This is a genomic window from Micromonospora sp. WMMA1996, assembly GCF_002573675.1.
Taxonomy (GTDB): Bacteria; Actinomycetota; Actinomycetes; order Mycobacteriales; family Micromonosporaceae; genus Micromonospora; species Micromonospora sediminicola.
This window is the reverse complement of sequence record NZ_PDHU01000001.1, coordinates 1,736,576-1,760,853: the sequence shown is the minus strand read 5'-3', so window position 1 is coordinate 1,760,853 and position 24,278 is coordinate 1,736,576. Positions and strand designations below refer to the sequence as shown.

Annotated in this window: 23 protein-coding genes; 2 read left to right on the top strand and 21 right to left on the bottom strand. The window is 75.9% G+C overall.

Annotated features, from left to right (window positions below; all coding sequences use genetic code 11):
• Positions 1 to 8 precede the first annotated feature (8 nt).
• The 16 genes from COO58_RS08445 to COO58_RS08370 form a co-directional block, all read right to left on the bottom strand.
• A complete protein-coding gene (locus COO58_RS08445; protein WP_176558863.1) occupies positions 9 to 977 on the bottom strand; it encodes a lysylphosphatidylglycerol synthase transmembrane domain-containing protein in 969 nt (322 codons plus the stop codon).
• A gap of 90 nt (positions 978 to 1,067) precedes the next feature.
• Entirely contained in the window at positions 1,068 to 1,877 is an 810-nt protein-coding gene (locus tag COO58_RS08440) for a class I SAM-dependent methyltransferase (protein ID WP_098744465.1), read from the bottom strand.
• The gene (locus COO58_RS08435) at positions 1,874 to 2,911 is read right to left on the bottom strand and encodes a glycosyltransferase family 4 protein (RefSeq protein ID WP_098744464.1); all 1,038 of its coding nucleotides are present in this window, start codon (positions 2,909 to 2,911) and stop codon (positions 1,874 to 1,876) included. The genes COO58_RS08440 and COO58_RS08435 overlap by 4 nt, the downstream gene beginning before the upstream one ends.
• Before the next feature lie 4 nt (positions 2,912 to 2,915).
• On the bottom strand, positions 2,916 to 3,314 hold the full coding sequence (locus tag COO58_RS08430; protein ID WP_091574032.1) for a 6-carboxytetrahydropterin synthase: 399 nt from the start codon (positions 3,312 to 3,314) through the stop codon (positions 2,916 to 2,918).
• Between the two features lie 2 nt (positions 3,315 to 3,316).
• Positions 3,317 to 4,336: a zinc-binding alcohol dehydrogenase gene (locus tag COO58_RS08425; protein ID WP_369700175.1), complete on the bottom strand. Its 1,020-nt coding sequence runs from the start codon at positions 4,334 to 4,336 to the stop codon at positions 3,317 to 3,319.
• 50 nt (positions 4,337 to 4,386) lie between these two features.
• A complete protein-coding gene (locus COO58_RS08420; RefSeq protein WP_245666342.1) occupies positions 4,387 to 4,665 on the bottom strand; it encodes a hypothetical protein in 279 nt (92 codons plus the stop codon).
• Between the two features lie 96 nt (positions 4,666 to 4,761).
• On the bottom strand, positions 4,762 to 5,823 hold the full coding sequence (locus COO58_RS08415; protein WP_091577492.1) for an ABC transporter ATP-binding protein: 1,062 nt from the start codon (positions 5,821 to 5,823) through the stop codon (positions 4,762 to 4,764).
• Positions 5,820 to 6,617 carry an ABC transporter permease gene (locus COO58_RS08410; protein ID WP_098744461.1) on the bottom strand — a complete coding sequence of 266 codons (798 nt, stop codon included), beginning with the start codon at positions 6,615 to 6,617 and terminating at the stop codon, positions 5,820 to 5,822. Before COO58_RS08410 ends, COO58_RS08415 begins: the two co-directional genes overlap by 4 nt.
• The gene (gene modA / locus COO58_RS08405) at positions 6,614 to 7,402 is read right to left on the bottom strand and encodes a molybdate ABC transporter substrate-binding protein (protein ID WP_098744460.1); all 789 of its coding nucleotides are present in this window, start codon (positions 7,400 to 7,402) and stop codon (positions 6,614 to 6,616) included. Before modA ends, COO58_RS08410 begins: the two co-directional genes overlap by 4 nt.
• A complete protein-coding gene (locus COO58_RS08400) occupies positions 7,399 to 7,800 on the bottom strand; it encodes a molybdopterin-binding protein (protein ID WP_091577490.1) in 402 nt (133 codons plus the stop codon). Before COO58_RS08400 ends, modA begins: the two co-directional genes overlap by 4 nt.
• Positions 7,801 to 7,910: 110 nt before the next feature.
• Entirely contained in the window at positions 7,911 to 8,387 is a 477-nt protein-coding gene (locus tag COO58_RS08395) for a macro domain-containing protein (RefSeq protein ID WP_255292557.1), read from the bottom strand.
• 30 nt (positions 8,388 to 8,417) lie between these two features.
• Positions 8,418 to 8,801, bottom strand: coding sequence for a DUF1622 domain-containing protein (locus tag COO58_RS08390; RefSeq protein ID WP_091574028.1), 384 nt, complete (start codon positions 8,799 to 8,801; stop codon positions 8,418 to 8,420).
• Positions 8,802 to 8,906: 105 nt separating this feature from the next.
• Positions 8,907 to 9,572: a TcmI family type II polyketide cyclase gene (locus COO58_RS08385; RefSeq protein WP_098744457.1), complete on the bottom strand. Its 666-nt coding sequence runs from the start codon at positions 9,570 to 9,572 to the stop codon at positions 8,907 to 8,909.
• Positions 9,573 to 9,601: 29 nt separating this feature from the next.
• Complete coding sequence (locus tag COO58_RS08380) at positions 9,602 to 10,831, bottom strand: cytochrome P450 (protein ID WP_098744455.1); 1,230 nt, start codon at positions 10,829 to 10,831, stop codon at positions 9,602 to 9,604.
• Positions 10,828 to 11,148, bottom strand: coding sequence for a putative quinol monooxygenase (locus COO58_RS08375; protein ID WP_098744454.1), 321 nt, complete (start codon positions 11,146 to 11,148; stop codon positions 10,828 to 10,830). Before COO58_RS08375 ends, COO58_RS08380 begins: the two co-directional genes overlap by 4 nt.
• Positions 11,145 to 13,421 carry an FAD-dependent oxidoreductase gene (locus COO58_RS08370; protein ID WP_098744452.1) on the bottom strand — a complete coding sequence of 759 codons (2,277 nt, stop codon included), beginning with the start codon at positions 13,419 to 13,421 and terminating at the stop codon, positions 11,145 to 11,147. Before COO58_RS08370 ends, COO58_RS08375 begins: the two co-directional genes overlap by 4 nt.
• Before the next feature lie 190 nt (positions 13,422 to 13,611).
• Between COO58_RS08370 and COO58_RS08365 the strand changes: the two genes are divergently transcribed.
• Positions 13,612 to 14,370 (top strand): trans-aconitate 2-methyltransferase, encoded by a 759-nt coding sequence (locus COO58_RS08365; RefSeq protein WP_091574023.1) that lies wholly within the window; start codon positions 13,612 to 13,614, stop codon positions 14,368 to 14,370.
• A gap of 32 nt (positions 14,371 to 14,402) precedes the next feature.
• Here the strand turns inward: COO58_RS08365 and COO58_RS08360 are convergent, their stop codons facing one another.
• Positions 14,403 to 17,120 carry a LuxR family transcriptional regulator gene (locus tag COO58_RS08360; RefSeq protein WP_098744451.1) on the bottom strand — a complete coding sequence of 906 codons (2,718 nt, stop codon included), beginning with the start codon at positions 17,118 to 17,120 and terminating at the stop codon, positions 14,403 to 14,405.
• 93 nt (positions 17,121 to 17,213) lie between these two features.
• Positions 17,214 to 18,101, bottom strand: coding sequence for an alpha/beta hydrolase (locus COO58_RS08355; protein ID WP_091577483.1), 888 nt, complete (start codon positions 18,099 to 18,101; stop codon positions 17,214 to 17,216).
• 136 nt (positions 18,102 to 18,237) lie between these two features.
• Here COO58_RS08355 and COO58_RS08350 point away from each other — a divergent pair, with 136 nt between their 5' ends.
• Positions 18,238 to 19,548 carry an aminotransferase class V-fold PLP-dependent enzyme gene (locus COO58_RS08350; protein WP_098744449.1) on the top strand — a complete coding sequence of 437 codons (1,311 nt, stop codon included), beginning with the start codon at positions 18,238 to 18,240 and terminating at the stop codon, positions 19,546 to 19,548.
• 16 nt (positions 19,549 to 19,564) lie between these two features.
• On the opposite strand, the gene COO58_RS08345 is transcribed toward COO58_RS08350, so the two are convergent.
• From COO58_RS08345 to COO58_RS08335, 3 genes are all read right to left on the bottom strand, one after another.
• The gene (locus COO58_RS08345) at positions 19,565 to 20,731 is read right to left on the bottom strand and encodes a glycoside hydrolase family 26 protein (RefSeq protein ID WP_091574020.1); all 1,167 of its coding nucleotides are present in this window, start codon (positions 20,729 to 20,731) and stop codon (positions 19,565 to 19,567) included.
• The gene (locus COO58_RS08340) at positions 20,725 to 22,482 is read right to left on the bottom strand and encodes a glycosyltransferase family 2 protein (protein ID WP_245666340.1); all 1,758 of its coding nucleotides are present in this window, start codon (positions 22,480 to 22,482) and stop codon (positions 20,725 to 20,727) included. The genes COO58_RS08345 and COO58_RS08340 overlap by 7 nt, the downstream gene beginning before the upstream one ends.
• A 208-nt stretch (positions 22,483 to 22,690) precedes the next feature.
• Positions 22,691 to 24,160, bottom strand: coding sequence for a glycosyltransferase family 39 protein (locus COO58_RS08335; protein ID WP_091574019.1), 1,470 nt, complete (start codon positions 24,158 to 24,160; stop codon positions 22,691 to 22,693).
• Positions 24,161 to 24,278: the final 118 nt, after the last annotated feature.

Below are 24,278 nucleotides of genomic sequence, written 5' to 3'. Positions count from 1 at the left end.
AGGCGGGATCACCGACAGTTGCCGGGCTCCCGGCGCGGCAGGCGCCGCACCAGCAGCACCGCGGCGCCGGGGAGGCTGGCCACCAGGACCAGCGCGCCGTAGACCGTGCCGGTGGCGACGCCCTGCGCGGCGGTCAGCCCGGCCGACGCGAACGCCCACGCGGCCACCCCCTCCCGCGGGCCGAACCCGCCCACGTTCAGCGGCACCGCCATGGCGAGCAGCGCGAGCAGCGTCAGGGGCAACAGGCGGGACAGCGGGGCGTCCGCGCCGGCCGTGCGGGCGGCCACCACGAAGGTGGCCAGGTGGCCGGCGAACACCACGGTCGAGGCCACCACCACGCCGGCCCACGTCCGGCGGCCCAGCAGCCCGGAGCGCACGTCGGCGAGCGCGGTCCGCGCCGCCCGCGCCCAGCGGGACGCACCGGAGCGGGGCACCGCGCGGGCGGCCAGCACCAGCGCCAGCGCGACCACGGCCAGGCCGGCGGCCAGCGCCGGCAGGTAGGGGCGGACCGGGGACGGGAACGCGGCCAGCAGCCCCACCGCGATGACCACCTGGACCACCTGCCCGGCGGTGCGCTCCCAGACCACCGCCCGGACGCCCCGGGCCACGTCCCCGGCGTCGCGGCCGTGCCGCACCGCCCGGTGCACGTCGCCGAGCACCCCGCCGGGCAGGGTGGAGTTGAGGAAGACCGCCCGGTAGCAGTGCGCCACCGCGGCCCGCATCGGCAGCCGTACGCCCAGCCCGCCGGCGACCAGGGACCAGCGCCAGGCGCAGCAGACCGTGGTGACCACGCCGATGCCGAGTGCGGCGGCGAGCGCCGGCGCGTCGATCAGCCGCAGTCCGGCCAGGAACGGACCGGTGCCCACGGAGGCGACCAGCACCGCCAGCACCGCCAGCCCGGCGAGCGGACGTACCCAGCCCCGGCCGACCCGGGCGAGGCGGGCCCGGGCCCGGCGCGACCGGACGGGCGCGGGCATGACGGCCGGTACGGACCCGGCGACGGCGACGTGTGACAAGCGGTCCTCCCTCGTTCCCACCGGATGTCACGTGTCGGCGGGCCGTACGGTTCAGCCGGCGAGCAGGTCGGCGTGGTGCAGCACGACCTCCACGCGGCCGGCGGCGGCCTCGTCGAGCCGCCACTTCCTATACGTCGCGGCGGGCCCGGCCAGATGCGGTCGTTCCTCGACGGCCGCGTCGACCCAGCCGGCGAGCCAGTCGGCGGCCAGCGCGGCCTGCTCCGGGCCGAGCCGCCACGGCGTGGACCGCACCGCCACCTCGACGCTGTGGCGGGCGAACGCGGCCACCGTCGCGTCCACCGCGTCCGGCCCGAGCAGCACCCGCCCGTCGACGGTGCGCCGCTGGTGGGCGTTGAACGCGGCGGTCAGCTCGGCGTCCAGCGGGTGCGGCGGGGTGAACTCCGCCCGGCCGAGCACGGTGAGCGCGAACAGCGTGGGATGCCCGGCGCAGGCCGCCGCCATCCGGTCGATCTCCTCGGCGGTGAGCATGTCCAGCAGCGCCGACGCGGTGACCAGGTGGGCGTCGGCCAGGTCGGCGGCGGTCAACCGGGTGATGTCCGAGCCCCGCGTGGTCACGGTGACCGGGCCGCCGTCGGCGGCGGTGAGCCGCCCGGCGCCGGCCAGCGCCAGCAGGTCGGCGTCGCGTTCGTGCAGCACCCAGTGCTGCGGGCCGGGCAGCCGGGGGGCCAGCCAGCGAGCCATCGAGCCGGTGCCGCTGCCCAGGTCGTGCACGACCAGCGGCCGGTCGGCGGGGAGCCGGTCCCGGACCGCGTCGGCCAGCTCGGTCGAGCGGGCGGCGGCGTCGGCGGGCTCACGGAGCCGGAGCCAGTCCGCGAAGTCGGGCGGGAGTGAGGTGGTCATGCCGCGGTCGCCTCCTTGAGCGCGGTCGCCAGCCGGTCCACGGTGACCGGCCAGCCGGTGAGGGTGTGCCGCCGCTGCCGGGCGGCGCGGCGCAGCCGCTCCCGCAGGGCGGGTTCGGTGAGCCAGCGGCGCAGCGCGTCGGCGGTCGCGCCCGGGTCCTCCGGTGGCACCAGCAGGCCCGGCCGGTCGCCGTCGGGGGCGTGCCCGAGCGTGGCCGGCAGACCGCCGGTGTCGCCGGCCAGCACCGGCACGCCCCGCGCCAGGGCCTCGGTGACCACCATGCCGTACGTCTCCCGCCGCGAGGGCAGGACCAGCAGATCGGCGGCGGCGTACGCGGCGGCCAGGTCGTCGCCGGTGCGGGGGCCGGTCAGTCGCACCCGGTCGGCGAGGCCGGTGTCGACCAGCCGCCGACGCATCCGGTCGACGAACCGCGGGTCCCGGTCCAGCGGCCCCACCCAGTCGCACGTCCAGGCCAGGTCCGCGACCCGGGCCAGCGCCGCGGCGAGCACGTCGTGGCCCTTGATCGGGGTGACCGCCGCGACGCAGAGCAGCCGACCGCCGTCGGGCGTGCCGGGGGCGAGCGGCGCCGGGTCGACCCCGGGCTCGGCGACCACCACCCGGCGGCCGGCGAGCCCGTGGTGGTCGAGCAGCAGCCGCCGGGTCCAGTCGCTGGTGGCGACCACCGCGGTCGCCGCCGCCAGCGCCCGGCCCTCGGCCTCGCCCTCGATCGGCAGGTGCACCAGCACCACCAGGCGCAGTCGGCCGGCGTGCGGGGTGAGCACGTCCGGCACGGTCGAGGCGACCAGGCCGTCGAGCAGCACGACCGCGTCGTCGGGCAGCCCGCCGAGCAGCCCGGCCAGCTCGGCCCGCTCGCGTTGCGCCGGGTGCGGCCAGCCGCCCGGCACCGGGTGCTCGCGCACGACCCAGCCGAGCGTGGCCAGTCCCCGGCAGACGTGCCGGTCGTAGGCGTTGCCGCCGCTGGGGTTCGCCGGGTCGTCGATGTCGCCCGGCAGCACCACGTGGACGGCGGTCATCCGGTCACAGCGACCGTTCGTAGCTCGCCCAGGCGACGTGCGACTCGTGCAGGGTGACGGTGATCCCGGCCAGCCCCCGAGCCCCCTCCCCCAGCCGTCCGGCGTGCACCGCGTCGGCGAGCCGGTCGGCCACCGTGCGGGCCAGCACCTCGGTGGTGGTGTTCACCCCGGCGAAGGCGGGCTCGTCGTCGAGGTTGCGGTAGGTCAGCTCGCCGAGCACGGCCCTGAGCTGCTCGGTGGCCAGCCCGATGTCGACCACGATCCCGTCGGCGTCCAGGTCGGGCCGGCGGAACGTGGCGTCGACGACGAACGTCGCGCCGTGCAGCCGCTGGGCCGGGCCGAACACCTCGCCGCGGAAGCTGTGGGCGACCATCATGTGGTCCCGGACGGTCACGCTGAACACGTTCACTCCTCGCCGTAGGTGATGAGATGGCACAGCGCCGGCAGCTCGCCCGAGGCGAGCCGGTCCAGCACGTCGGGCAGGTCGGTGAAGCGGGAACGGCCGGTGAGCAGCACGTCGAACGCGGGGTCGGCCAGCAGTTCCAGGGCGAGGGCGAGGCGGTCGGCATAGCTGCGGTCGGCACGCCGGGGCGACACGGTGCCGACCTGGCTGCTGCGGATGCCGAGCCGCCGGGCGTGGAACGCGCCGCCGAGGGCGAGGGTGACGGGCCGGTCGCCGTACCAGCTCAGCTCCAGCACGGTGCCCTCCGGGCGGAGCAGCTCCAGGCCGCGTTGCAACCCGTCGGCGGTGGCGCTGGCGTGCACCACCAGATCGCGCTCGCCGGTCGCGTCGGCGGGCAGGGCGAAGTCGACGCCGAGCGCCGCGGCCACCGCGGCCCGCGCCGGGTCGGCGTCGACCAGCTCCACCCGGACGCCGGGGAAGCGGGCCAGCAGGGCGGCCACGCCGCACCCGACCATGCCACCGCCGATCACGGTGACCCGGTCGCCGACCAGCGGCGCGGCGTCCCAGAGCGCGTTCACCGCGGTCTCGACGGTGCCGGCCAGCACCGCGCGCGCCGCCGGCACCCCGTCCGGCACGACCACCACGGCGTCGGCCGGGACCACGTACGCGCTCTGGTGCGGGTGCAGGCAGAACACGGTACGACCGCGTAGCTCCGCCGGGCCTTCCTCGACCGTGCCCACGCTGAGGTAGCCGTACTTGACCGGCGCGGGAAAGTCGCCCTCCTGGAACGGGGCACGCATGGCGGCGTACTGGTCGACCGGGACCCGACCGCTGAAGACCAGCGTCTCGGTGCCCCGGCTGACGCCGGAGAACCGGGCCCGGACCAGCACCTCGTCGGGTCCGGGCGGGGCGAGCCGGACCGGCCGGATCTCGCCCTGGCCGGGAGCGCGCAGCCAGAAGGCGTGGGCGTCGACCGTCACGAACTCTCCTCTTCCCCGCATTCCGACCGAGTTGTCGATCATAAACACGGAAGCGGGGCGTCCACGGTTCGAACCGCCCGGCCCCGCGACGCTCAGGCGGCGCGCCGCCGGTCGCGGGTCGCCCGGCCGGCGGACCCGTCGTATCCGGCGCGACGGCCGGCGTCCCCGGCCAGCCGCATGGCCTTGTGCGCCGCGGTGAACGGCTCGCAGGGCGCCGGGCGGCCGGCGCAGAGCAGGCTGGTGCAGCGGCCGGCCGGGTCGGGCCGGTGCGCGGCGGCCACGTCGTACGCGGCGCGCCACAGCAGCGGATCGGTGACGCCCTCGGGCAGGGCGGCGTCCTGACTGGACCTGGTCCGGATCGCGTCGGGCACCGGTGTCCCCCTTCCGTCGTGGCTCACCGTCCCAGTGACCGGAGGAGCCGACGTCAAACCTCCCACCTGCGCACATTCTCCGACCAGCGGGATATCTCACGCCCGGTACGCGCGCGTCTCGGCGGCCTTCACCGCCGCCCAGACCGGTTGGCCCGGGCGCAGCCCGAGTTGCGCCGCCGCGGCGGGTGTGACGTCGGCGGCCACCTCGACCGGCCCGGCGAGCTGCACCCGCAGGTTGTCGCCGTGCCGCTGCACCCCGGTCACCGTGGCCGGCCAGACGTTGCGCGGGCTGCCCTCGGGACGCGTCGGGTGCAGCGCGACGGCGGCCGGCGGGAACGCGACGAACGCCTCCCCGTGCACGCTGTCGGCGGTGGTCAGGGCGAGGCCGCCGACGGTGACGCTGCGCCCGTCGGCCCGGCCGCGGTGCAGGTTGAGCCCGACCAGCCGGGCCACGTAGTCGGTGCGCGGCCGGGCCGTGACGGTCGCCGCGTCGCCCTCCTGCACCACCCGGCCGTGCTCGACGATGACCAGCCGGTCGGCCAGCACCAGGGCGTCCAGCGGGTCGTGGGTGACCAGCAGCGTCGCGCCGGGGTGCGCGCCGAGGTGGCGTTGCAGTTCGGCGCGGGTGTCCAGCCGGGTCCGGGCGTCGAGCGCGGCCAGCGGCTCGTCGAGCAGCAGCAGGGTCGGCTCGACGGCGAGCGCGCGGGCCAGCGCCACCCGCTGGGCCTGCCCGCCGGAGAGCTGCCGGGGCCGCCGTCGGGCCTGCTCGCCGAGGCCGACCCGGTCCAGCCAGCCCTGTGCCCGGGCCCGGGCGGCACGCCGGTCGGCGCCCCGGCGGCGGGGTCCGAAGGCCACGTTGTCCAGCGCGCTCAGGTGCGGGAAGAGCAGGTAGTCCTGGAACACCACGCCGACCGGCCGCCGCTCCGGCGGCGTCCACACCCGCCGGTCGGGCCGGTCCAGGTCGACGCCGTCGAGGGTGAGGTGCCCGGCGGCGAGGGGATGCAGCCCGGCCAGCACCCGCAGCGCCGTGGTCTTGCCGGCGCCGTTCGGGCCGAGCAGCGCCACCACCTCCCCGGCGGCGATGCGCAGCCGCACGTCCAGTCCGAACGTGTCCCGCTCGGCGACCAGATGCGCGTCGAGCAGCACCTCCCCGCTCATGTGGCACCGACCCAGCGGTCGCGCAGGCCGGCGAGGATGGCCACGGAGACGACGAGCAGGATGAGGCTGAGCACGATGGCCGCCTGCGGGTCCGTCTCCAGGGCCAGGTAGACGGCGAGCGGCATGGTCTGGGTCCGGCCGGGATAGTTGCCGGCGAACGTGATGGTGGCGCCGAACTCGCCCAGCGCGCGGGCCCAGCAGAGCACCGCGCCGGCCGCCACGCCGGGGGCGACCAGCGGCAGGGTGACCCGGGTGAAGGTGGTCCAGCGGCCGGCGCCGAGCGTGGCCGCTGCCTCCTCGTAGCGGGGGTCGGCGGCGCGCAGCGCCCCCTCGACCGCGATGACCAGGAACGGCATGGCGACGAACGCCTCGGCCAGCACCACCCCGGCGGTGGTGAACGGCAGCGTCACGCCGAACGTGTCGTCCAGCCACGACCCGAGCAGCCCGCGCCGGCCGAAGACCAGCAGCAGCGCCACGCCGCCGACCACCGGCGGCAGCACCAGTGGCACCGTGACCAGCGCGCGGACCAGCCGCCGCCCGGGAAACTCCACCCGGGCCAGGAGCCAGGCCAGGGGTACGCCGAGCGCGACGCAGAGCAGGGTGGCGGCGGTGGCGGTCTCCAGGGACAGCCGCAGCGCGGTGAGCACGCCCGGTTCGCCGAGCCGCCGGGGCAGCGTGGTCCAGGGTGCCCGGACCAGCAGGCCGACCAACGGCAGGACGAGGAAGACCAGCCCCAGCCCGGCGGGGACGAGCAGGGCGGCTGGGACCCGTTGCCGGCGTACCGCGCGGTTCACGATCCGGACGCGGCCTGGAAACCGGCGGCGGTGAGCACGGCCAGACCCGCGTCGGAGCGGACGAAGTCGACGAAGGCGCGGGCGCCCTCGGGGTTGCCGGCGCCGCGCAGCACCACGATCGGGTAGTCGTTGACCGCCCGGGCGGACTCGGGAAACTCGACCGCGTCCAGGTCGGCGGCGGCGGCGCGGACGTCGGTGCGGTAGACCAGCGCGGCGTCGACCTCACCGAGGCGCAGCTTGGCCAGCGCGCCCTTGACGTCCTGTTCCAGGGTGACCGGGGTGAGCCGGACGCCGCCGGCGTCCAACGCGGTCCGGGCCGCCGCGCCGCACGGCACCTGCTCCGCGCAGAGCGCCACCTTGACGCCGGGCCGGGCGAGGTCGGCCAGGCCGGCGACCCGACCCGGGTTGCCCTTCGGCACGGCGACGACGAGCTGGTTGCGGACCAGGACGGACGGGTCGCCGGCGGCGTCACCGGCGTCGGTGACCGTCCTCATCGTCGCCGGGGACGCCGCCACGAACACGTCGGCCGGCGCGCCCTGGGTGATCTGGGTGGCCAGCGCCGAGCTGCCGGCGAAGTTGAACGTGACGGTGCTGCCCGGGTGGGCGGCCTCGAAGTCCGTGCCGAGCCGGGTGAAGGACTCGGTGAGCGAGGCGGCGGCGAACACGGTCACCGCATCGCCGCCGTCCCGCCCGGCCGCCGGTCCGTCCGTCCCGCCGCAGCCGGCGAGGGCGAGCGCCGCCACGAGCGCGCCGGCGAGGGTGGCGCGGAGCCGCCGTACGGTCACGGGTTGGTCCTTCCCTTGGGCGCGGGGGCGCGCTCCACCACCACGGTGGTCGACTTGATCACGGCGACGGCGACGGAGCCGACCCGGAGGTCGAGGTCGTCGACGGCCTCGCGGCTCATCAGCGACACCACCCGGAACGGCCCGGCCTGGATGTCGACCTGGGCCATCACGGTGTCCTTGACGACGGCGGTGACGATGCCGCGCAGCCGGTTGCGGGCCGAGGTGAGCTCGGGGTGGCCGGGGGCGCGGACGAACGCGGCCAGGTCGGCGCCGTCGAGCACCCGGTGGCCGTGCTCGTCGCGGGCGGCCGGCAACCGGCCGGCGTCGATCCAGCGCCGGACCGTGTCCGCGCTGACCCCGAGCAGTTCGGCCGCCTCGCCGATCCGGAACACCGTCACGCCGGCCACCCTATCTGCACGCAGGTGCGGTCGGGAAGGGGCTTCGGACCTCGCATGCGCGAGGCGCTACGCCACCTGGACGCCGTACCTGCGTGCCGCCGGGGTGCGGCTCAGGACCGGTCGTAGACGGTCACCGGAATGTCGCGGGCGCACAGCGTGCGCAGCACCAGCGGCTCGATCCGCTGCCACGAGCCGCCGGCCAGCCCGCACCCGATGCGGGGCATGTGCACCGACGCGCCCAGCTCCTCGGCGTGGTCGGCCAACGCGGTGAGGCAGCGTTCCACCGCGTCGTAGCGGATGGGCGGCCCGCCGCTGCCGCGTCGCATGCCACGCTGGCCGACCATGTTGGCCACCCACAGGTCCGGCGCGACCCGCACCAGCCGGGTGGCGCCGAGGCCGAAGTCGTTGCCGGCCCGGTGCCGGTGCCAGTCGCGGTAGTCACGCTCGGGCTCCGGCCAGCGCCGGGAGATCGCCAGGACGAAGCCCTTCCCCCAGCCGCCCAGGTCGTTGCAGACGTGGGCGATCACCTTGGGGCCCTTCGCCTGCGGGCTGGTCGCGTCTCCTTGGATGATCCGCAGCGTGCGCACGGTCGTCATCCTGCCCCGGGGGTGCGACGGTCAGCGCTGCGGCCGGGCGCCCACGCTCGGCCGGCTCACCGGCGGGCGGCCCTGCCAGGGCCAGCGGCCGTCCAGCTCGACCTCGAGCGAGAAGCTGAGGAACGTCCGGACGAGCACGATCAGCGCGAGCACGCCGACGCTGGTGAAGGTGGGTGACACCGCGACCGTGCGGATGATGTCGCCGCCGACCAGGAACTCCAGGCCGAGCAGGATCGCCCGGCCGACGCCCTGCCGGTAGGCCCGGTAGTTCGCCACCACCTGCCGGGTGCGCCCGCAGCGCACCGCGAAGACCACCGTGGCGACCGCCACGCCGACCGCGATGACCAGCACCCCGGCCAGGTCCAGCAGCGCGCCGACGTGCTGGATGAGTTCCTTGGTCGGCACCCGACACCCCCGTACGGAATCGGGTCCAGCCTGACGCACGGACCGCGACCGGCAGGGGGATTCGGCGCTCCCGCCACCCGGTGGCGGGAGCGCGCGCGAGGTGGCTCAGTCCTGGGCCTGCCAGCGGTAGAAGACCGTGGCCACCGAGTCCTGCGGGCCGTGCCACACCTCCGGCCGGTACGGCTCGATGTACGGGCCGAGGTCCTGCATCACCTTGCCGAACGCCGGCTTGTCGGCGTGCTGGTCCCGGGTCGCCTCGGCGGCCGAGGACTCCTGCTCCAGCAGGTGCACGTAGACGTCGTCGATCGAGTAGAGCCAGCGCCCGGTCACGCCCAGGTCGGTCGGGAGCGACCCGGCGTCGGACTCGCCGAAGACCCGGGCCACGTCCGGCTCGGCGCCCGGCTTGATCCGCCCGACGATCACGGTGAGCGTGGTGTCCGCCGGCGGCTCGCCCTCGGGCGCCCAGTGGTAGAACTCCTTGGCCACCGAGTCCGACGGGTTCTTCCAGTAGCGCGGGTACGGGGTCACGTACGGACCGATCGCCTCGGCGATCTTCTGGAACGCGGGCAGCCCGCGGGTCTGCCCGGAGATCCGCGGGTCCTGCTCCCGCTCGATCACGTGGATGTAGAGGTCGTGGTGCGACAGCAGGTACCGGCCGATGACGCCGAGGTCCTGCGGCCGGGTGACCTGGTCGTAGTGGCCGAAGACGTCGCCGACGATCTGCTCGCTGCCGGGGACCATGTGGCAGACGATCACGTTCCGGAAGACCATGACTGCTCCTCGAAGACGGGTGGGACGGGCTAGACGGTGAAGGTGACCGGTAGTTCCAGCAGGCCGCGGAACGGCGAGGCGGCCGGCAGCCGGCGCACCTCGGCGAGCGGGACGCCGAGCCGCAGCCCGGGCAGCCGGCGCAGCAGCGCGGACAGGGCGAGTTCCGCCTCCATCCGGGCCAGCGAGACGCCCAGGCAGTAGTGCACGCCGTGGCCGAAGCCGAGGTGGGGTCCCCGGACCCGGCGCACGTCGAGCCGGTCGGGGTCGGCGAAGTGGCCGGGGTCGTGGTTCGCGGCGTTGATCGCCACCCCGACGATCGACCCGCGCGGGATGCGTACCCCCTGGTAGTCGATGTCCTCGGTGGCGATGCGCGGGCTGGCCACCGGCAGCGGGCCGTCGAACCGGAGCAGTTCCTCGATCGCCGCCGGCAGCAGGCGGGGCGTGGCGCGCAGCAGTTCGAGCTGCTCGGGGTGGGTGAGCAGGGCCAGGACGGCGTTGCCGAGGAAGTCGGCGGTGGTCTGGTGCCCGGCGAAGAGCAGCAGGAACGTGGTGGTGACCAGTTCGGCCTCGGACAGCGTCCCGTCCTGGTCGACGGCCCGCACGAGCGCGCCGATGATGTCGTCGGCCGGGTCGTCGCGCTTGGCCCGGACCAGGTCGGCCAGGTAGTGGTGCAGCCGCAGCTGCGCCTCCTGGACCGCCGCGCGTTCCTCCGCCGGGGGCCGGCTGGTCGAGCCGGAGGTGCGGATGACCTGGGTCCAGTCGAGCACCCGCCCGTGGTCGGCGGGCGGCACCCCGAGCAGCTCGCAGATGACCGTCATCGGCAGCGGGATCGCGAAGTCGTGCATCAGGTCCGACTCGCCCTGCGGGATGATCTTGTCGATGAGCTGGTCGACGATCACCGCCACCCGGGGACGCAACGCCTCGATCCGCCGGGGCGCGAACGCCTGCGACACGACCCGGCGCAGCCGGGTGTGCTCGGGCGGGTCGGAGTTGAGCATGTTGCGGTTCAACCCCTCCGAGTTCGGGCCGAAGATCCGCAGGTAGTGCTGGTCCGGCCCGTACAGGTCCTTGGACAGTCGCGGGTCGGTCAGCGCGGCGCGCGCGTCGTCGAAGCCGGTGATCAGCCACGAGTCGAACCGCGGCGAGCCGACCGGGCAGACCGGCCGTTCGGTCCGCAGCCGGGCGAACGTGGGGTACGGGTCGGCCGCGAACGCCTCGGTGTACAACTCGGCGGCCGGCACCTTGTCGTCGTCGCTCATCGCCCCTCCCCCGGCTCGCCGGCCACGCTGTGCAGCACCTGGTAGGTGTGGCGCTGCGCGGACTCGCGCAGCTCGCGGATGATGGTCAGCAGCCGGTCCCGGTGCGCGCTGCGGCCGAACGCGTCCAGCCGCTCCCGGTCCGCCCAGTCGCTGATCACCAGATAGCTGCGCGGGTCGTCGGCGTCGCGGACCAGGTCCTGGTGCAGGCAGCCGTCCAGGGACCGGATCTCCTCGGCGACGGTGAGCCACGCCGCCTCGAACTGTGCCTCGCACCCCTGGCGGGTCCGCATCGCCAGCACCGTGCGCACCCGGCTCACCGCGCGCTCCCGAAGATCAGGTGCAGGTGCTTGCGCAGCGCGTCCGGGTCGACGGGCGCGCCCCGGAACCCGACGTGCCCGTCCGGGCGGATCAGGTAGAGCCCGGTGCCGGTCAGCCCGTACCCGGCCCGGAACCGGCGGTCGGCGTCGCGCACCACCGGCGGGTCGGCCAGGCGCGGTTCGTCGGCCTCCGGGTCGAGCAGCAGGTACGCGTCGAGTTCGCCACCGGCGAGGCGACGCGCGTCGGCGCACAGGTCGGTGAACCCGGCCAGCTGCGCCGGATCGGCCGTGGCGTCGGCGTAGAGCAGCAGCGTGTGCCGGGTGCCCCGGGTCAGGTCCCGCAACCGCAGCGGGTGGCCGACGCCGCGCCGGCGCAACCCGTCCACGTCGGGCGCGATGTCGCCGGGGCGGGGCGCGTCGCCGAGCGCGGCCGGGTCGGCGACGGTCTCCCCGACCAACGGGCTGCCGGCGTAGCTGAGCAGCATGGACATCTCCTGGAGGAACTGCCGTTCCAGGTCGGCGCGGTCCACCTCCTCGGTGCCGGCCATCCGTACCGCCCGGCCGACGATCTCCTCGCCCTCCGGGCGCCGCTCGGTCTCGTAGCTGTCCAGCAGGCCGGGCGCGGCGAGCCCACGTACCGCCAGGGCCAGCTTCCAGGCCAGGTTCCAGGTGTCCTGGATGCCGGTGTTCATGCCCTGACCGCCGGCGGGCGGGTGCAGGTGGGCCGCGTCCCCCGCGACGAAGACCCGCCCGTCGCGGTAGCGGTCGACGATGCCGTGGCTGATCCGGAACACCGACGACCAGCGCAGGTTGCTCGCCCGGGTGCCGGGCGGCGCGAGACGGTCCAGCGCGGCCTGCACGTCGGAGATGGTCGGCTCGTCGAGTTCCTCGCTGAACCCGGGCGGGGCGTCCCGCCCGCCGGTCTGGGCGAAGAACCGGGGCGGGGCGAGGGTGGCGATGCGGTAGCGGTGCGCGCCGCGCAGCGGCACGCAGACCAGCATCCCGTCCATCTGCCCGTCGGTCATGTGCAGGAACCGCAGCAGGTGCCCGTCCGGCATGTCCCAGTTCACGTCGACGTCCACCAGCATGAACAGCTGCGGGAACCGGCCCAGACCGCCGGTGAAGGTGAGCCCCAGCCGCTCCCGTACCCGGCTGTGCGCGCCGTCGGCGCCGACCAGGTACGCCGCGCGTACCGTCTCGGTGCCGCCGTCGGCGGTGCGGACGGTGGCGGTCACGCCGTCGGCGTCCTGGGTGAAGTCGACGAGTTCGGCGCCGCGCTGCGGGCGCACCCCGAGCGCGGCCAGTCGGGCGGTGAGGATCCGCTCGGTCTCGTACTGCGGCAGGCCGAGGTGGTCGTACGGCAGGCCGGGCAGCTCCCAGCTCATCCGGTGGGTCTGCTCGCCGTTGACGAAGACCATGTTGCCGGTGAGCCAGATGCCGGCGTCCATGGCCTCGCGGACGACGCCCTGCTCCTCCCAGATCTCCATGGTGCGGCAGTGCACGCCGATCGCCTTGTCCGCGTGGCCGGGCGGCGTGACCTGCTTGTCGATGACCCGGCAGTCGATGCCGCGCCGGGCCAGCTCGACGGCGGCGGTCAGCCCGGTGGGCCCCGCCCCGACGACCAGTACGTCCGTTGTCTGCTGCACGTCGGCCTCCCTGCCCGTGGTCGAGTGGCGGCCGGCCCCGTCGGGTACGACGTGGAACAGGCGGCGCCGGATGTCGAGAAGGAACGGTGCGATCGGCCCGGCCTGCACCGAGGCGTGGGCCGGGTCGCCGATCCAGGTGAGGAACGGCGCGGCGCCGTCCCATTCCGCGAAGATGTGGTGCGTGTCGGAGCCGGGCTCGCGGAGCAGCTGCTCACGCCGGTAGCCGGGGATGGCCGCCATCCGCCGCACCACCTCGGGGTAGCCCCGGTGGAACTCGGCGAGCCGGTCCCGAGGCACGGTCAGCTCCACGTCCACGTAGACCGGGCCGTCGCCGTCGCCGTCCTCCCGCATCGGCGGGTAGTCGGGCGGGTCGGCCGGCTCGGTCAGCGGCCGGAGCAGGTCGGTCAGGCGTGCCGCCACCGGCCCCTGCCGGTACGCGCGCAGCGCCGCCTCGTCGGTCCACTCGGTGACCACGACGAAGCCGTACGGGTCCAGGGCGTCGCGCAGCAGCTCGTGCCGGAGGCTGCCGGCGAGCGCGCCGACCTGCCCGGCGACGGTCTCCCAGGCCGGTCCGACCGCGGGCTCGCACCCCGCACGCGCGCGCAGCCGGAGCATCGTCCTGATCATGCCGCCCCCTCGAACCGTCCCGTTCTCGTGCCGCGACCCTGCCGGAGGTCGCGTCACCCGTTCGTCACCGCCGCATGCCGTGACGTCCCCCACCGGTGACGCCGCCGGGACGCGGGACCGCTCCGAGCTTGTTGCAAAAGATTGGCAACAAGCCTCGACAGGCACCTCCTCGGTAACTATCGTCAGCGGCATGACTCCTTACGATGTGGATGTGCGGGCCTGGCAGGAGAGCTGGGACCGGCAGCAGGAGGCGTTCATGCCGGACCGGGAGCACCGGTTCGCCGCGATGCTCGACGCCGTCGAGGCGGTCGCCGGTGACCGGCCGGCGCGCGTGCTCGACCTGGCCGGCGGCACCGGGTCGATCAGCCTGCGCGCGTTGGCCCGCCGGCCCGACGCCGAGGTCACCCTGCTCGACCTCGACCCGGTGCTGCTCACCCTCGCCGAGGCGGCCCTGGCCGGCCGGGCCACGGTGGTCACCGCCGACCTCAACCAGGCCGACTGGGCCACCGCCCTGCCCCACCGGGACTACGACGCGGTGCTCACCGCCACCGCCCTGCACTGGCTCGACGGGCCGCGCCTGGCCGAGCTGTACCGGGAGATCCGGGACGTGCTGCGCCCCGGCGGCGTGTTCGTCAACGCCGACCACATGCCCGACGACGCGTTGCCGACGCTGACCGCGCGGCTCGGCGAGCGGGCCCGGGAGCAGCGGCACGCCCGGCACCGCGCCGGCGCGGCGCTGTCCTGGGCGGGCTGGTGGGAGCAGGCGGCCGACGACCCGACGCTCGGGCCGCTGGTGGAGAAGCGGCGGCAGATCTATCCGACCGGGCACAGCCCGGAGTGGAACCCGCCCGCGGCGTGGCACCTCGACGCCCTGCGCGCGGCCGGCTTCACCGAGGCCGGCGTGCTCTGGCGGGGCGGCGCCGACGCGGCCGTGGCCGCGCTGCACTGACCCGGCCGCGGGCGCTCCGACCGGGCCGGCGCTCAGGGCAGCAGGCGGGCCAGCTCGGTGCGGGACCGCACGCCGAGCCGGTGGAAGACGTTGCGCAGGTGGTGGTCGACGGTCCGGGTGGACAGCGACATCCGGGTGGCGATCTCCCGGTTGGTCGCCCCCTGCGCGACCAGCCGGGCGATGTGCAGTTGCTGGCCGGTCAGTAACTGCTCCGGCCCGGGCCGGCCGGGTCCGACCGACTCCCCCGCCGCGCGCAGCTCCTCGCCCGCCCGCTCGGCCCAGGCGGTCGCGCCGAGCAGCGTGAACGCCTCCCGGGCCCGGTGCAGGTGCGCCCGGGCGTCCCGGGGCCGACGCCGACGGCGCAGCTCCCGACCGAACAGCAGCTCGGTGCGGGCCCGCTCGAACCGGTCGGTGTCGGCCGGGTGCAGCCGCAGCGCCGCGCGGAACTCCTGTTCGGCCTCCGGGCCGCCGCGCGGCGCGAGCAGCGCCCGGCACCGGGCGGCCAGCGCCCGCCGCGACGGGCTGGCCGTGCTGCTGGCCCAGTGGTCGAAGACGGTGAGCGCGGCCGCCGGCCGCCCGCCCTCGTGGGCGGCGGCCTCCACCAGGTACGGGGTGGCCATCACCTGCACCAGCACCTGCCCCCGACCGGTGCGCGCGCGGGCCAGCGCGGCCAGCCGGGCGACGGCGTCGGCGTACCGGCCGTCGATGAGGTCCAGCACGCCGAGCGCCCACCGGGCGTACGCGTCCGGCCGGCTCCCGGGGGCGGCCCCGTCACCGATCTCGGCGATCCGCGCCAGCGCGCCGACCCGGTCGGCACGCACCGCCGCCAGCACCGCGAGGATGCCGAGGTGCACCTGGGCGCAGACGTGCTGACCGGCGGCGCGGGCCGTGCGCACGCCCTGCCGGGCGGTCTCCGCGGCGGCCTCGTGGCGGCCCAGCCAATACTCCGCGACGGCCCGCAGCTCCAGCGCCCGGGGCAGCAGGGACACCTCGCCGGACGAGCGGGCCACCTCCACCGCCCGGTCGGCGAGCCGGTGCGCGGGGCCGTCCACGCCCACCAGCAGGGCGGCCGCGGCGGCGCAGGCCAGCGCGGCGGGGGTGGCTGCGGATCCGGCCAGCCGGCCGCCGAGGACGACGACCCGGCGCAGCGCCGGGCCACCGCGGGCGTGGTCGCCGCGCAGGGTCGCCCCGACGCCCACCGCGAAGGTGGCCAGCAGGTCGACCTCGGGCGGGTCACCGGGGCGCCGCAACGCCTCGGCCCGCCGCGCCACCTCGGCATAGCGGTAGTGGTCGCCGGTGACGCAGATGGCCTCGCCGGCGCGGACCAGCGCGAGCAGGGCGGAGCGGCGGTCGGTCGGCGCGACCGCGTCGGCGGCGGCCAGCAGCGTCGCCACCGCGGCGGCCGGGGCGTCGCACCGCAGCTGCATGTCGCCCCGGACCAGGTCGGCCGGGCCGCGCACCGTCGGTCCGGGGGCGAGCCGGCGCAGCAGCTCCCGGGCCTGGTCCGGGTCGCCGGCGGTCCAGGCGCAGCGTGCCGCCGCGACCGTCAGCTCGGCCACGCGGGCGGGATCGGCGGTCAGCTCGGCCGCACGGCGCAGCGCGACCGCCGCGGCGGCCCGGTCCGGTGCCCGGTCGACCGCCACCGCGAGCTCGGCGGCCAGCACGTCGGCCGGGCAGTCGGCGTCGGTGGCGTGGCGCAGCGCCCGGCCCAGTGGGCCTCCGGCGAGCGTGCCGGCCAGCAGCAGGTGCGCCGCGCGCAGGTCGGCCAGCGGCGCGACCGCGGTGATCATCGGCCGGGCGAGCGGGTCCGGGAACGTCACCCCGTGCGGCCCGGTACGCAGCAGGCCGGCCGCCTCGGCGGGGGCGAGCGCCTCGACGGTCAGGCCGCCGGCCCAGGCGGCGCGCACCAGGGTGCCCGGGTCGTCGTGCGGGTCGAGCGCGGCGAGCAGCACCATCCGCCGGGTCGGCGCCGGCAACCGGTCGAGGCGGGCGCGGTAGGCGGCGGCGAGCGCGCCGTCCACCGGCGGCGTGTCGGGCAACGGCTCCTCGCCCCGCCACTGGGCCGGGGTGAGCGTGTCGGCCAGGTCCGCGAGGGCCTGCGGACTGCCGCTGCTCAGCGCGGCCAACGCGCGGGCCACCGGCGCCGGTGGTGGGTCCCGGCGTCCGGCGAGCATGGCCTGGCACTCCCGGACGTGCAGCGGCCGCAGCCGGTGCGCCGGGACGCCGTCGACGGCCGTCGGGGACGTCGTGGTCAGCAGCAGCGCCACCGGCAGCCGGCGCAGCCGCCGCGCCACCACCGCCAGCGTGCACGCGCTCTGCCGGTCCCCGGTGTCGAGGTCGTCCACGGTGCACAGCAGCGGCCGGCGCTCGGCGGCGGCGGCGAGCAGGGAACGCACCGCCGCGGCCAGGGCCAGCCGCTGGTCGGCCGGGCATCCGCCGCCGCCGAGCACGCGCCGGAGCAGCCGACGCTGCCGCACCGGCAGGGCCGCGTCCGCGTCCAGCACGGGATCGAGCAGACGGTGCAGCCCGGCGTAGGGCAGGGCGGCCTCGTCGGCCAGGCCGGCACCGGTGAGCAGCGTCCGTTCCCCCGCCACCCGCCGGGCGTACGTCAGCAGGGTGGTGCGCCCGGAGCCGGGCGGGCCGTGGAACAGCAGCGCGCCGCCGGAGTCCCGGTCGAGGAGCCGACGGATCGCGTCGCACTCGTCGTCCCGGCCCCACAGGTTTATATGCACTGTCGATGCAGAAACCATGCATCCAGTGTCACCTATGGGTAACCCGTCGGAAAAGAGGCGGACACGCGGACGGGACGGCCGACGCGGCGACCGTCCCGTCCGCGTGCGGGTTCAGGAGCTGGGGCAGGTGTTGCGGTACTCCTCGATCGCGGACCCGCTCGGGCCCGGGCAGAGGAACTGCTCGTAGCGGGTGTCGTCGTCGACGAACCGCTTCAGCCAGGCCACCGCCTGCTTCGCCAGCGGGGTGTTCACGGTCTGCGGGAAGAAGTGGTTGGCGCCGTTCAACTCCAGGTACGCCTTCTCCGAGGACGACGGGATGCTGGTGTAGAACGGGATCGAGTGGGTGGCCACCGGCGCGATGCTGTCGGTCTCGCCGCCGATGATCAGCGTCGGCACCCGCACCTCGGACCAGGTCTTGTCCAGGTTCCACGGTGCGAGCGGGACGGCGGCCTGCAACGACGGCCGGGACGCGGCGGCCTCCAGGCTGCCGCCGCCGCCCATCGAGTGCCCGGCCACGGCGAGCCGGGAGGAGTCGATCCGGCCCCGCACCGAGCTGCGCTGGGTCAGGTAGTCCAGCGCGGCCAGGAGCTGCCGACCCCGGCTGTCCGGCTGGTCCAGCAGCGTGTTCGTCTCGATGCCGATCACCACGAAGCCGTGCGAGGCGATCCGCGGCCCGAGCCAGCTCAGGCTGGACCAGGTGGCGGTGTAGCCGGGCGAGATGGCCACCGCGCCGAAGGTGCCCTCGGCGGTGCTGGTCGGGTAGTAGATGACGCCGCCGCCGAAGCCGGTGACGCTCAACGAGGAGACGTTCACCGACGAGGTGGCGAACGGCCCGCGGCTGGCCTCCAGGATGGCGTTGGTGGGCGCCGGGCCGCGCTCGTAGGGGCTCGCGGCACTCGCCGCGGTCGGGACGGCCAGGGCGCCGCCGGTGGCGAGCAGGGCCGCCACGGCGAGTCGGGCCAGGACACGAACGGGGGTACGGGAACGGGTGGTGGGCACGTCGGTCACTCCTTGCGCCGGAAATACATCGACATGCGTCAGCATCGGCTCCCGGCTCGCCACGCGCATCGGCGAAATCACCGGTCCCGATCCCGGTGGTGACCCGGTCGTGACATGCACGGCGGACGATGGGGAGATGCGGTTCACCCGACGGCGCCTGCTCGGCGCCACCGCGGCGGCCGGCGTGACCGGCCTGGCCACCGGTTGCGAGCCGGAGCGCCCGGCCGCCCGGGCCCCGGCGTCCGGTGACGTGCCCGCCCTGGATCCGGCCCGGTGGGACAGCGTCCGCGCCCAGTTCGCGCTGGACCGGTCCCGGGCCCACCTGGCCACCTTCGTGTTCGCCCCGCACCCGGCCCCGGTACGTGAGGCCGTGGCCACCCACCGCGCGGCGTTGGACCGGGACGCCTTGGGTTACCTGGGCGCCAACGAGGAGCGGCTGGACGCCGCGGTGCGCGACGCCGCCGCCCGGCACCTCGACACCCGTGCCGACCAGATCGCGCTGACCGACTCCACCACCATGGGCCTCGGGCTGGTCTACAGCGCGATCCGCCTGCGGCCGGGCGAGGAGGTGCTGACCACCGAGCACGACTTCTACGCCACGCACGAGGCGCTGCGACTGCGCGCCGACCGCGACGGCGTCACCGTGCGCCGGGCCCGCCTCTACCGGGACCCGGCCACCACCGGGGTGGACGAGATGGTCGCCGGCCTCGCCGCGGCGCTCACCCCGCGCACCCGGGTGGTGGCGCTGACCTGGGTGCACTCCGGCACCGGGGTGAAGCTGCCGGTCCGCCGGCTGGCCGAGGTGGTCCGCGAGCGCAGCCCGGAGGCGTTGCTCTGCCTCGACGGGGTGCACGGGTTCGGCGCCGACGGGGCCACCCCGGAGCAACTGGGCTGCGACGTGCTGGTCTCCGGCTGCCACAAGTGGCTGCTCGGGCCGCGCGGCACCGGTCTGGTCTGGGCCACGCCCCGGGCGTGGGCCCGGATGACGCCGGTGATCCCCCCGTTCGACGGGCGTAGCATCGGCCGCTGGCTGGCCGGCGGCACGGCCGGGGAACCCCCAGCGCCCGGCCCGGCGCACACGCCGGGCGGCTACCACAGCTTCGAGCACCGGTGGGCGCTGGCCGACGCGTTCGCGTTCCACGAGCGGATCGGCCCGGCCCGGGTCGCCGGCCGCACGCGGGAGCTGGCCGACCGGCTCAAGGACGGTCTGGCGGGCATCCGGGGCGTACGGCTGGTCACCCCGCGCGCGGCCGACCTCTCCGCCGGCGTGGTCTGCTGCGAGGTGCCGGACGTGCCGGTGGGCGAGGCGGTGGGCCGGCTGTACGCGGCCGGCGTCATCGCCAGCAGCACCCCCTACCGGCCGTCGTACCTCCGGTTCGGCGCCACGATCGCCAACGACGAGCAGGACGTGGAGGCGGCGTTGCGGGCGGTCCGCACGCTGGTCTGAGCCGCCCGGCGCGCGGTCAGCCGCCCGGTCCGGTCCGGGGTCGCATCGCCGGCGTCCAGGTCGAGTCGTAGCGCGCGCCGGCCACCGACTCGGCGAACGCCGTCGACGCGGTCGGTGAGCCGGCGATACGCCAGTCCTTCTCCTTGTCCACCTCGAACCAGATCAGCCCGATCACGTCCCGGTAGCGGGGCAGCGAGCGGAACGTCTCCCGGATCCACCGGGCCTTGTCCGTCGCCGTCTCGGCGGCGCCGGTCTCGGTGACGACCAGCGGCTTGTCGGTGAGGGCCCGGATCTCGGTGAGGGTGGGCCCGAAGATCTGGTCGAAGGTCCAGTACGTCTTGCTGAAGGTGCCCGAGCCGTAGTAGCCGGTGACGCCGACCCAGTCGACGTAGTCGTCGCCGGGGTAGAGCCCGGCCAGCCCGGCGGTCGTCTTGTCCCAGCGGGCGTTCGGGCTCCACACCCAGGCCACGTTGGTCGCCCCGGCCGCGGTGAAGATGTCGTGCACGTGCCGCCACGCCCGCACGTAGTCGCCGGGTCGGTTGCCGTTGGCGCGTTCGCACCAGGGATACCAGTCGCCGTTCATCTCGTGCGCGAAGCGGATGGCGATCGGGTAGCCGAGCGACCGTACGCCCTCGGCCCAGGACCGCAGGTAGTCGTCGAAGTCCCCGCGGACGATGCGGGTCAACCGGTAGTCCGGCTGGGTGGCCCGCAGCCGGTCGATCTGGCGGTCGGTCAGCCCGGTGCGCCGGGCGGCCTCGTCGACGGTGTGGTTCCAGGGCTCCCAGCCCAGCATCGGCATCATGCCCCGGTCGGCGATCCGGTCGAAGAGGCTCCGGTCGAAGGTCGCGGACGCCCAGCCGGCGCCGAAGAGCATGACCTGCGGCGCCCGCCGCGCCGCCGCCGCGAACCGGTCGGCGTCGGTGAAGTCGTACGGACCCTTGTCGGTCATCACCCCGAAGAACGCGCGGCCGGCCGGGGGGAACGTGCCGGCGACCGGGCTGGGCCCGGCCACCGCCGGGGCGTCGGCGGTCGCCACCGCCTCCGGCGTGGCCAGCGCGCGCGGTTGCGCCGGGACGTCCGGGCCGGGGTCGCGCCACGCGCCGGGCGCCACCACGAAGGCGTACGCCAGCAGCAGCGCGCCGGCCAGCGCCAGGCCCACCCGGGGCAGGGTCAGCCTCAGCACGACGCACCACCGCCGACCGTCGCCGGGACGGGCCGTTCCGGCGCACCGGCCGGTCGCGGTACGGGATCGGGCTCGTCGCGGCGGGCGCGCACGTTCTCCACCCAGGCGATCGCCGGCGGCGCGAGCCCGGTGAGCAGCGTCAGCACCGGCCACACCCGCAGCAGGGGGTAGTCGTGGTCCAGCGCGAAGCTGGCCCCGAGCAGTCCGGCGGCGACCGCCGCCCAGCACAGGTGGAGACGGAACGTGCGCAGCGACTCCACCGTCCGTAGCGCTCCCTTGGCGGTCACCACGAAGCCGAGCCGGCGGCGCAGCAGCGCGCCCACCGCGGCGGCCACGTAGACCGGCCCGGCGAACAGGGCGAGTGCCATCCCCACCATGCCCACCTCCTCCCGCTCGTGCGGAGCGATGTTGAAGCGGCGCAGCCAGAGCCAGAGCAGGAACCAGCTGCCGAGCGTCGAGCTCCACAGCGCCGCCCAGACCTGAGGGTCGAGCCGGCCCGCGTCGACGCCGGTGAGCAGGTACAGCGCGGTGGCGGCGTTGCCCAGCAGCAGGCTGACCGCGACGCTCGGGTAGTAGAACTGGAGCAGGCGGTACTGCCAGCGACGGCGGGCCGGCAACTCGCGCGGCGCGCGCAGGTCGCGGCGGAACAGGATCTCGCAGATGCCGGCCGCCCAGCGCTTCTGCTGGTTGAAGTAGTCGGCCCAGGAGGTGGGCCCCTCCCCCAGCGCCACCACGTCCGGGGTGTAGACGCCCTTCCACCGCCGTCCGGTCGCCGGGTTGACCGCGGCGTGGATCCGGATGCTGGTGAGGTGGTCCTCGATGATCGAGTCCTGGTAACCGCCGATGGTCCGCCAGGCCGCCGGGCGGTAGAGGTGGCCGGTGCCGGTGAGCAGCGGCGCGTCCAGTCCGTTGCCGCCCCGGGCGATCAGGCCGTTGTAGAGGTACTGCTGCACCGAGGCGCCGTGGGCGACGAAGTTCTGGTGCATGTTGCCGTAGACCTGGGGGGTCACCACGAACGCGACGTCCGGGTCGCGGAAGTAGCCGAGCGTGCGTTCCAGGAAGTTCGGCAGCGGCACGTGGTCCGGGTCGACGTTGGCCACCACGTCGTAGCGGTGCTCGTGCTCGGCCCGCCAGGCGTTGTGGTTGCCGGACTTGGTCCGGGCCCGGAACTCGCCGCGCGGCTGGTTGTACTCCGGCCGCCCCTTGCGGCTGAAGTGGTGGACGCCCAGCCGCGCCGCCATCGCCCGCACCTCGGGGTCGTCGCCCTCGTCGAGGATCCAGACGTCGACGCGTCCGCAGTAGACGATCTCGCGGAGCCGGCGCAGGGTCCGCTCCGCGACGTCGATCGGCTCCTTGCTGGGCACGATCGTGGTGAGCAGCGCGACCCGCAGGCCCACCGGGGGGTCGACCGGCACGGGGTCCTTGGCGTGGAAGGCGAACACCCACACCACCACGTTCTGCGCGAGGCGGATCAGCTCGACGCCGACGACCACGCAGAAGGCGAGCCGCGCGGCGATCGTCTGCCAGCCGCCGAGCCCGACCACACCCGGGCCGGGCACGTGCTGCGGCAACAGCAGCCAGCCGACGAAGAGCAGGCCGGTGGCGCTGTTGAGCAGCACGAGCAGGGTCAGCACCGACCGGGCGGCGACCGAGGCGGCGGGGCGCAGTTCGACCGGGGCGTCCGGACGGCGGGGCGGGCGCAGCGGCCCGGCGGTGGCGCCGCACCGGGCGTACGCCAGGCGGGCCTTCACGTTCAACTGCCCGCGGTCCGTACCCCCCGACCGACCCGGTCGCCCGGGGGGTACGGCCGGTGCCGGGCGGTCACCCGGAGTTCCCGGTCCCGGGGCCCGGGACGGGCGTGTATCGGCGGCGACGGCCACGTTTCCCCCATGGTCTGCATCGGGCTCGCCAGGAACCCCGACAGATGCTAAGCCGACAATCAACAACAAAAGGCGGGAATCAGGCAGATGCCGGTCGTCCACCCACGAACAACACCACCGTGAACCCGGTCGGCCGCCAGACCTGCGCCGGCCGGTACCCGGCCCGCAGCACCCGCTCCGCCGGGCCGTCGCCGGGCGGCGCCACGGCGGTCCCGGACCGGATCAGCCACAGCCGGCGGCGACCGTCGGGGCAACCGGCACAGGCGAGCGGACCCGCGTCGGCGAGCACGTCGGCCGGTCGCCGGTCGGCGGGGACGTAGCGCGCCACCACCGTGCGCGCGGTCGGGTCGGCGTAGAGCACGCCGTCCCCGCGCTGACCCAGACCGTCGACGATCGCCGCGACCCGGCGGGGATCCTGGCCGTGGCCGTCGGGCGCCCGCGCCGCGGCCTGGGCCGGCACGCCGACCAGGGCGACCGCCGCCAGCCCGGCCACCGCCCAGCCGGCGCGCATCCGCGACAGCGCGGCCGCGCCGAGCACCGCCCAGGCCGGCAGGGTGAACAGCAGAACGGCCGGCGACCAGACCGGCACGGTCCGGGCCACGAGCAGCAACCCGAGCGCGGGCACGAGCGCCCACGCGGTGCAGATCGCGGCGGCGTACCGCAACGGAAGGCTGAACAGGGCCAGACCGGCCAGCAGCGCGCCGACGGCGGCGACCCCGAACAGGTCCCGGGGTGTCGCCACCAGCGCCGCCGGGTCGACCCGGACCCCGGGCGCGAACCGCGCGCCGGCCCGGACCCCGGCCCAGAGCAGCGCGGCCACCGGCACCGCCGCCAGGACCACTGTGGCCAACCAGCGGGCGGCGGCCGCCCGGCGGAAGGCGAGCACCACCCAGCCGTGGCCGGCGAGCAGCAGCAGCGCGGCCGGCTGGCACAGGCCCAGCAGGACCACGGCCCCGGCGTACGGCGCGAGCCGGCGCACGCCCGGCCGGTCCAGGGCCGCCGGCAGCAGCCAGGTGGCGAGCACGGCCGCGCACACGGCCAGCGCGTACGGCTGGGCCTCCTGCGCGTACCGGGTCGAGGTCGGCAGCGCCGCGAAGAGAAGGCCGGCCAGCACGCCCGTGCCGGGGGTGAACATCCGCGCGGCGAGCGCGCCGACGAGCGCCGCGGCCGCGGTCACGGCCAGCAGCGACGGTACGCGCAGCGTGGGATCAGCGGCGCCGAACAGCGCCGCCCAGGCCCGGATCAGCAGGTGGTACGGCACGAGCGTGACCTCGTCCCCGGCCAGCGCCGACCGGAGGTCGCGCCACGGGGACGTGGCCGCGCGCCAGGTGTCCAACTCCTCGGCCCGCAGGCCCGGCCGGTCCAGCCCGACGGCACCCAGCCCACCGGTCAGCAGCGCCGGCAGCAGCCACGCGGCGACCCGCCACCGGGCCGGGCGGCGCGCGACGCGGGCAGGGGCCCGGCGCGGCCGGTCCTCGCCCCACGGGTCCTCGACACCGACCTCCGCCGGCCCGAGCCGGGGCAGCACCATGGTGTCCGCGTCCATCATCGTGACTCACGCATCCCTGTTGGGGGCCGGCGACCGGGGTCCAGCCGACCGGGCGCGACGGCGCCGGGACCCGTGGGTCACGGGGCTGGACAACACCCCGGAGCCTACTGAGCCGAAA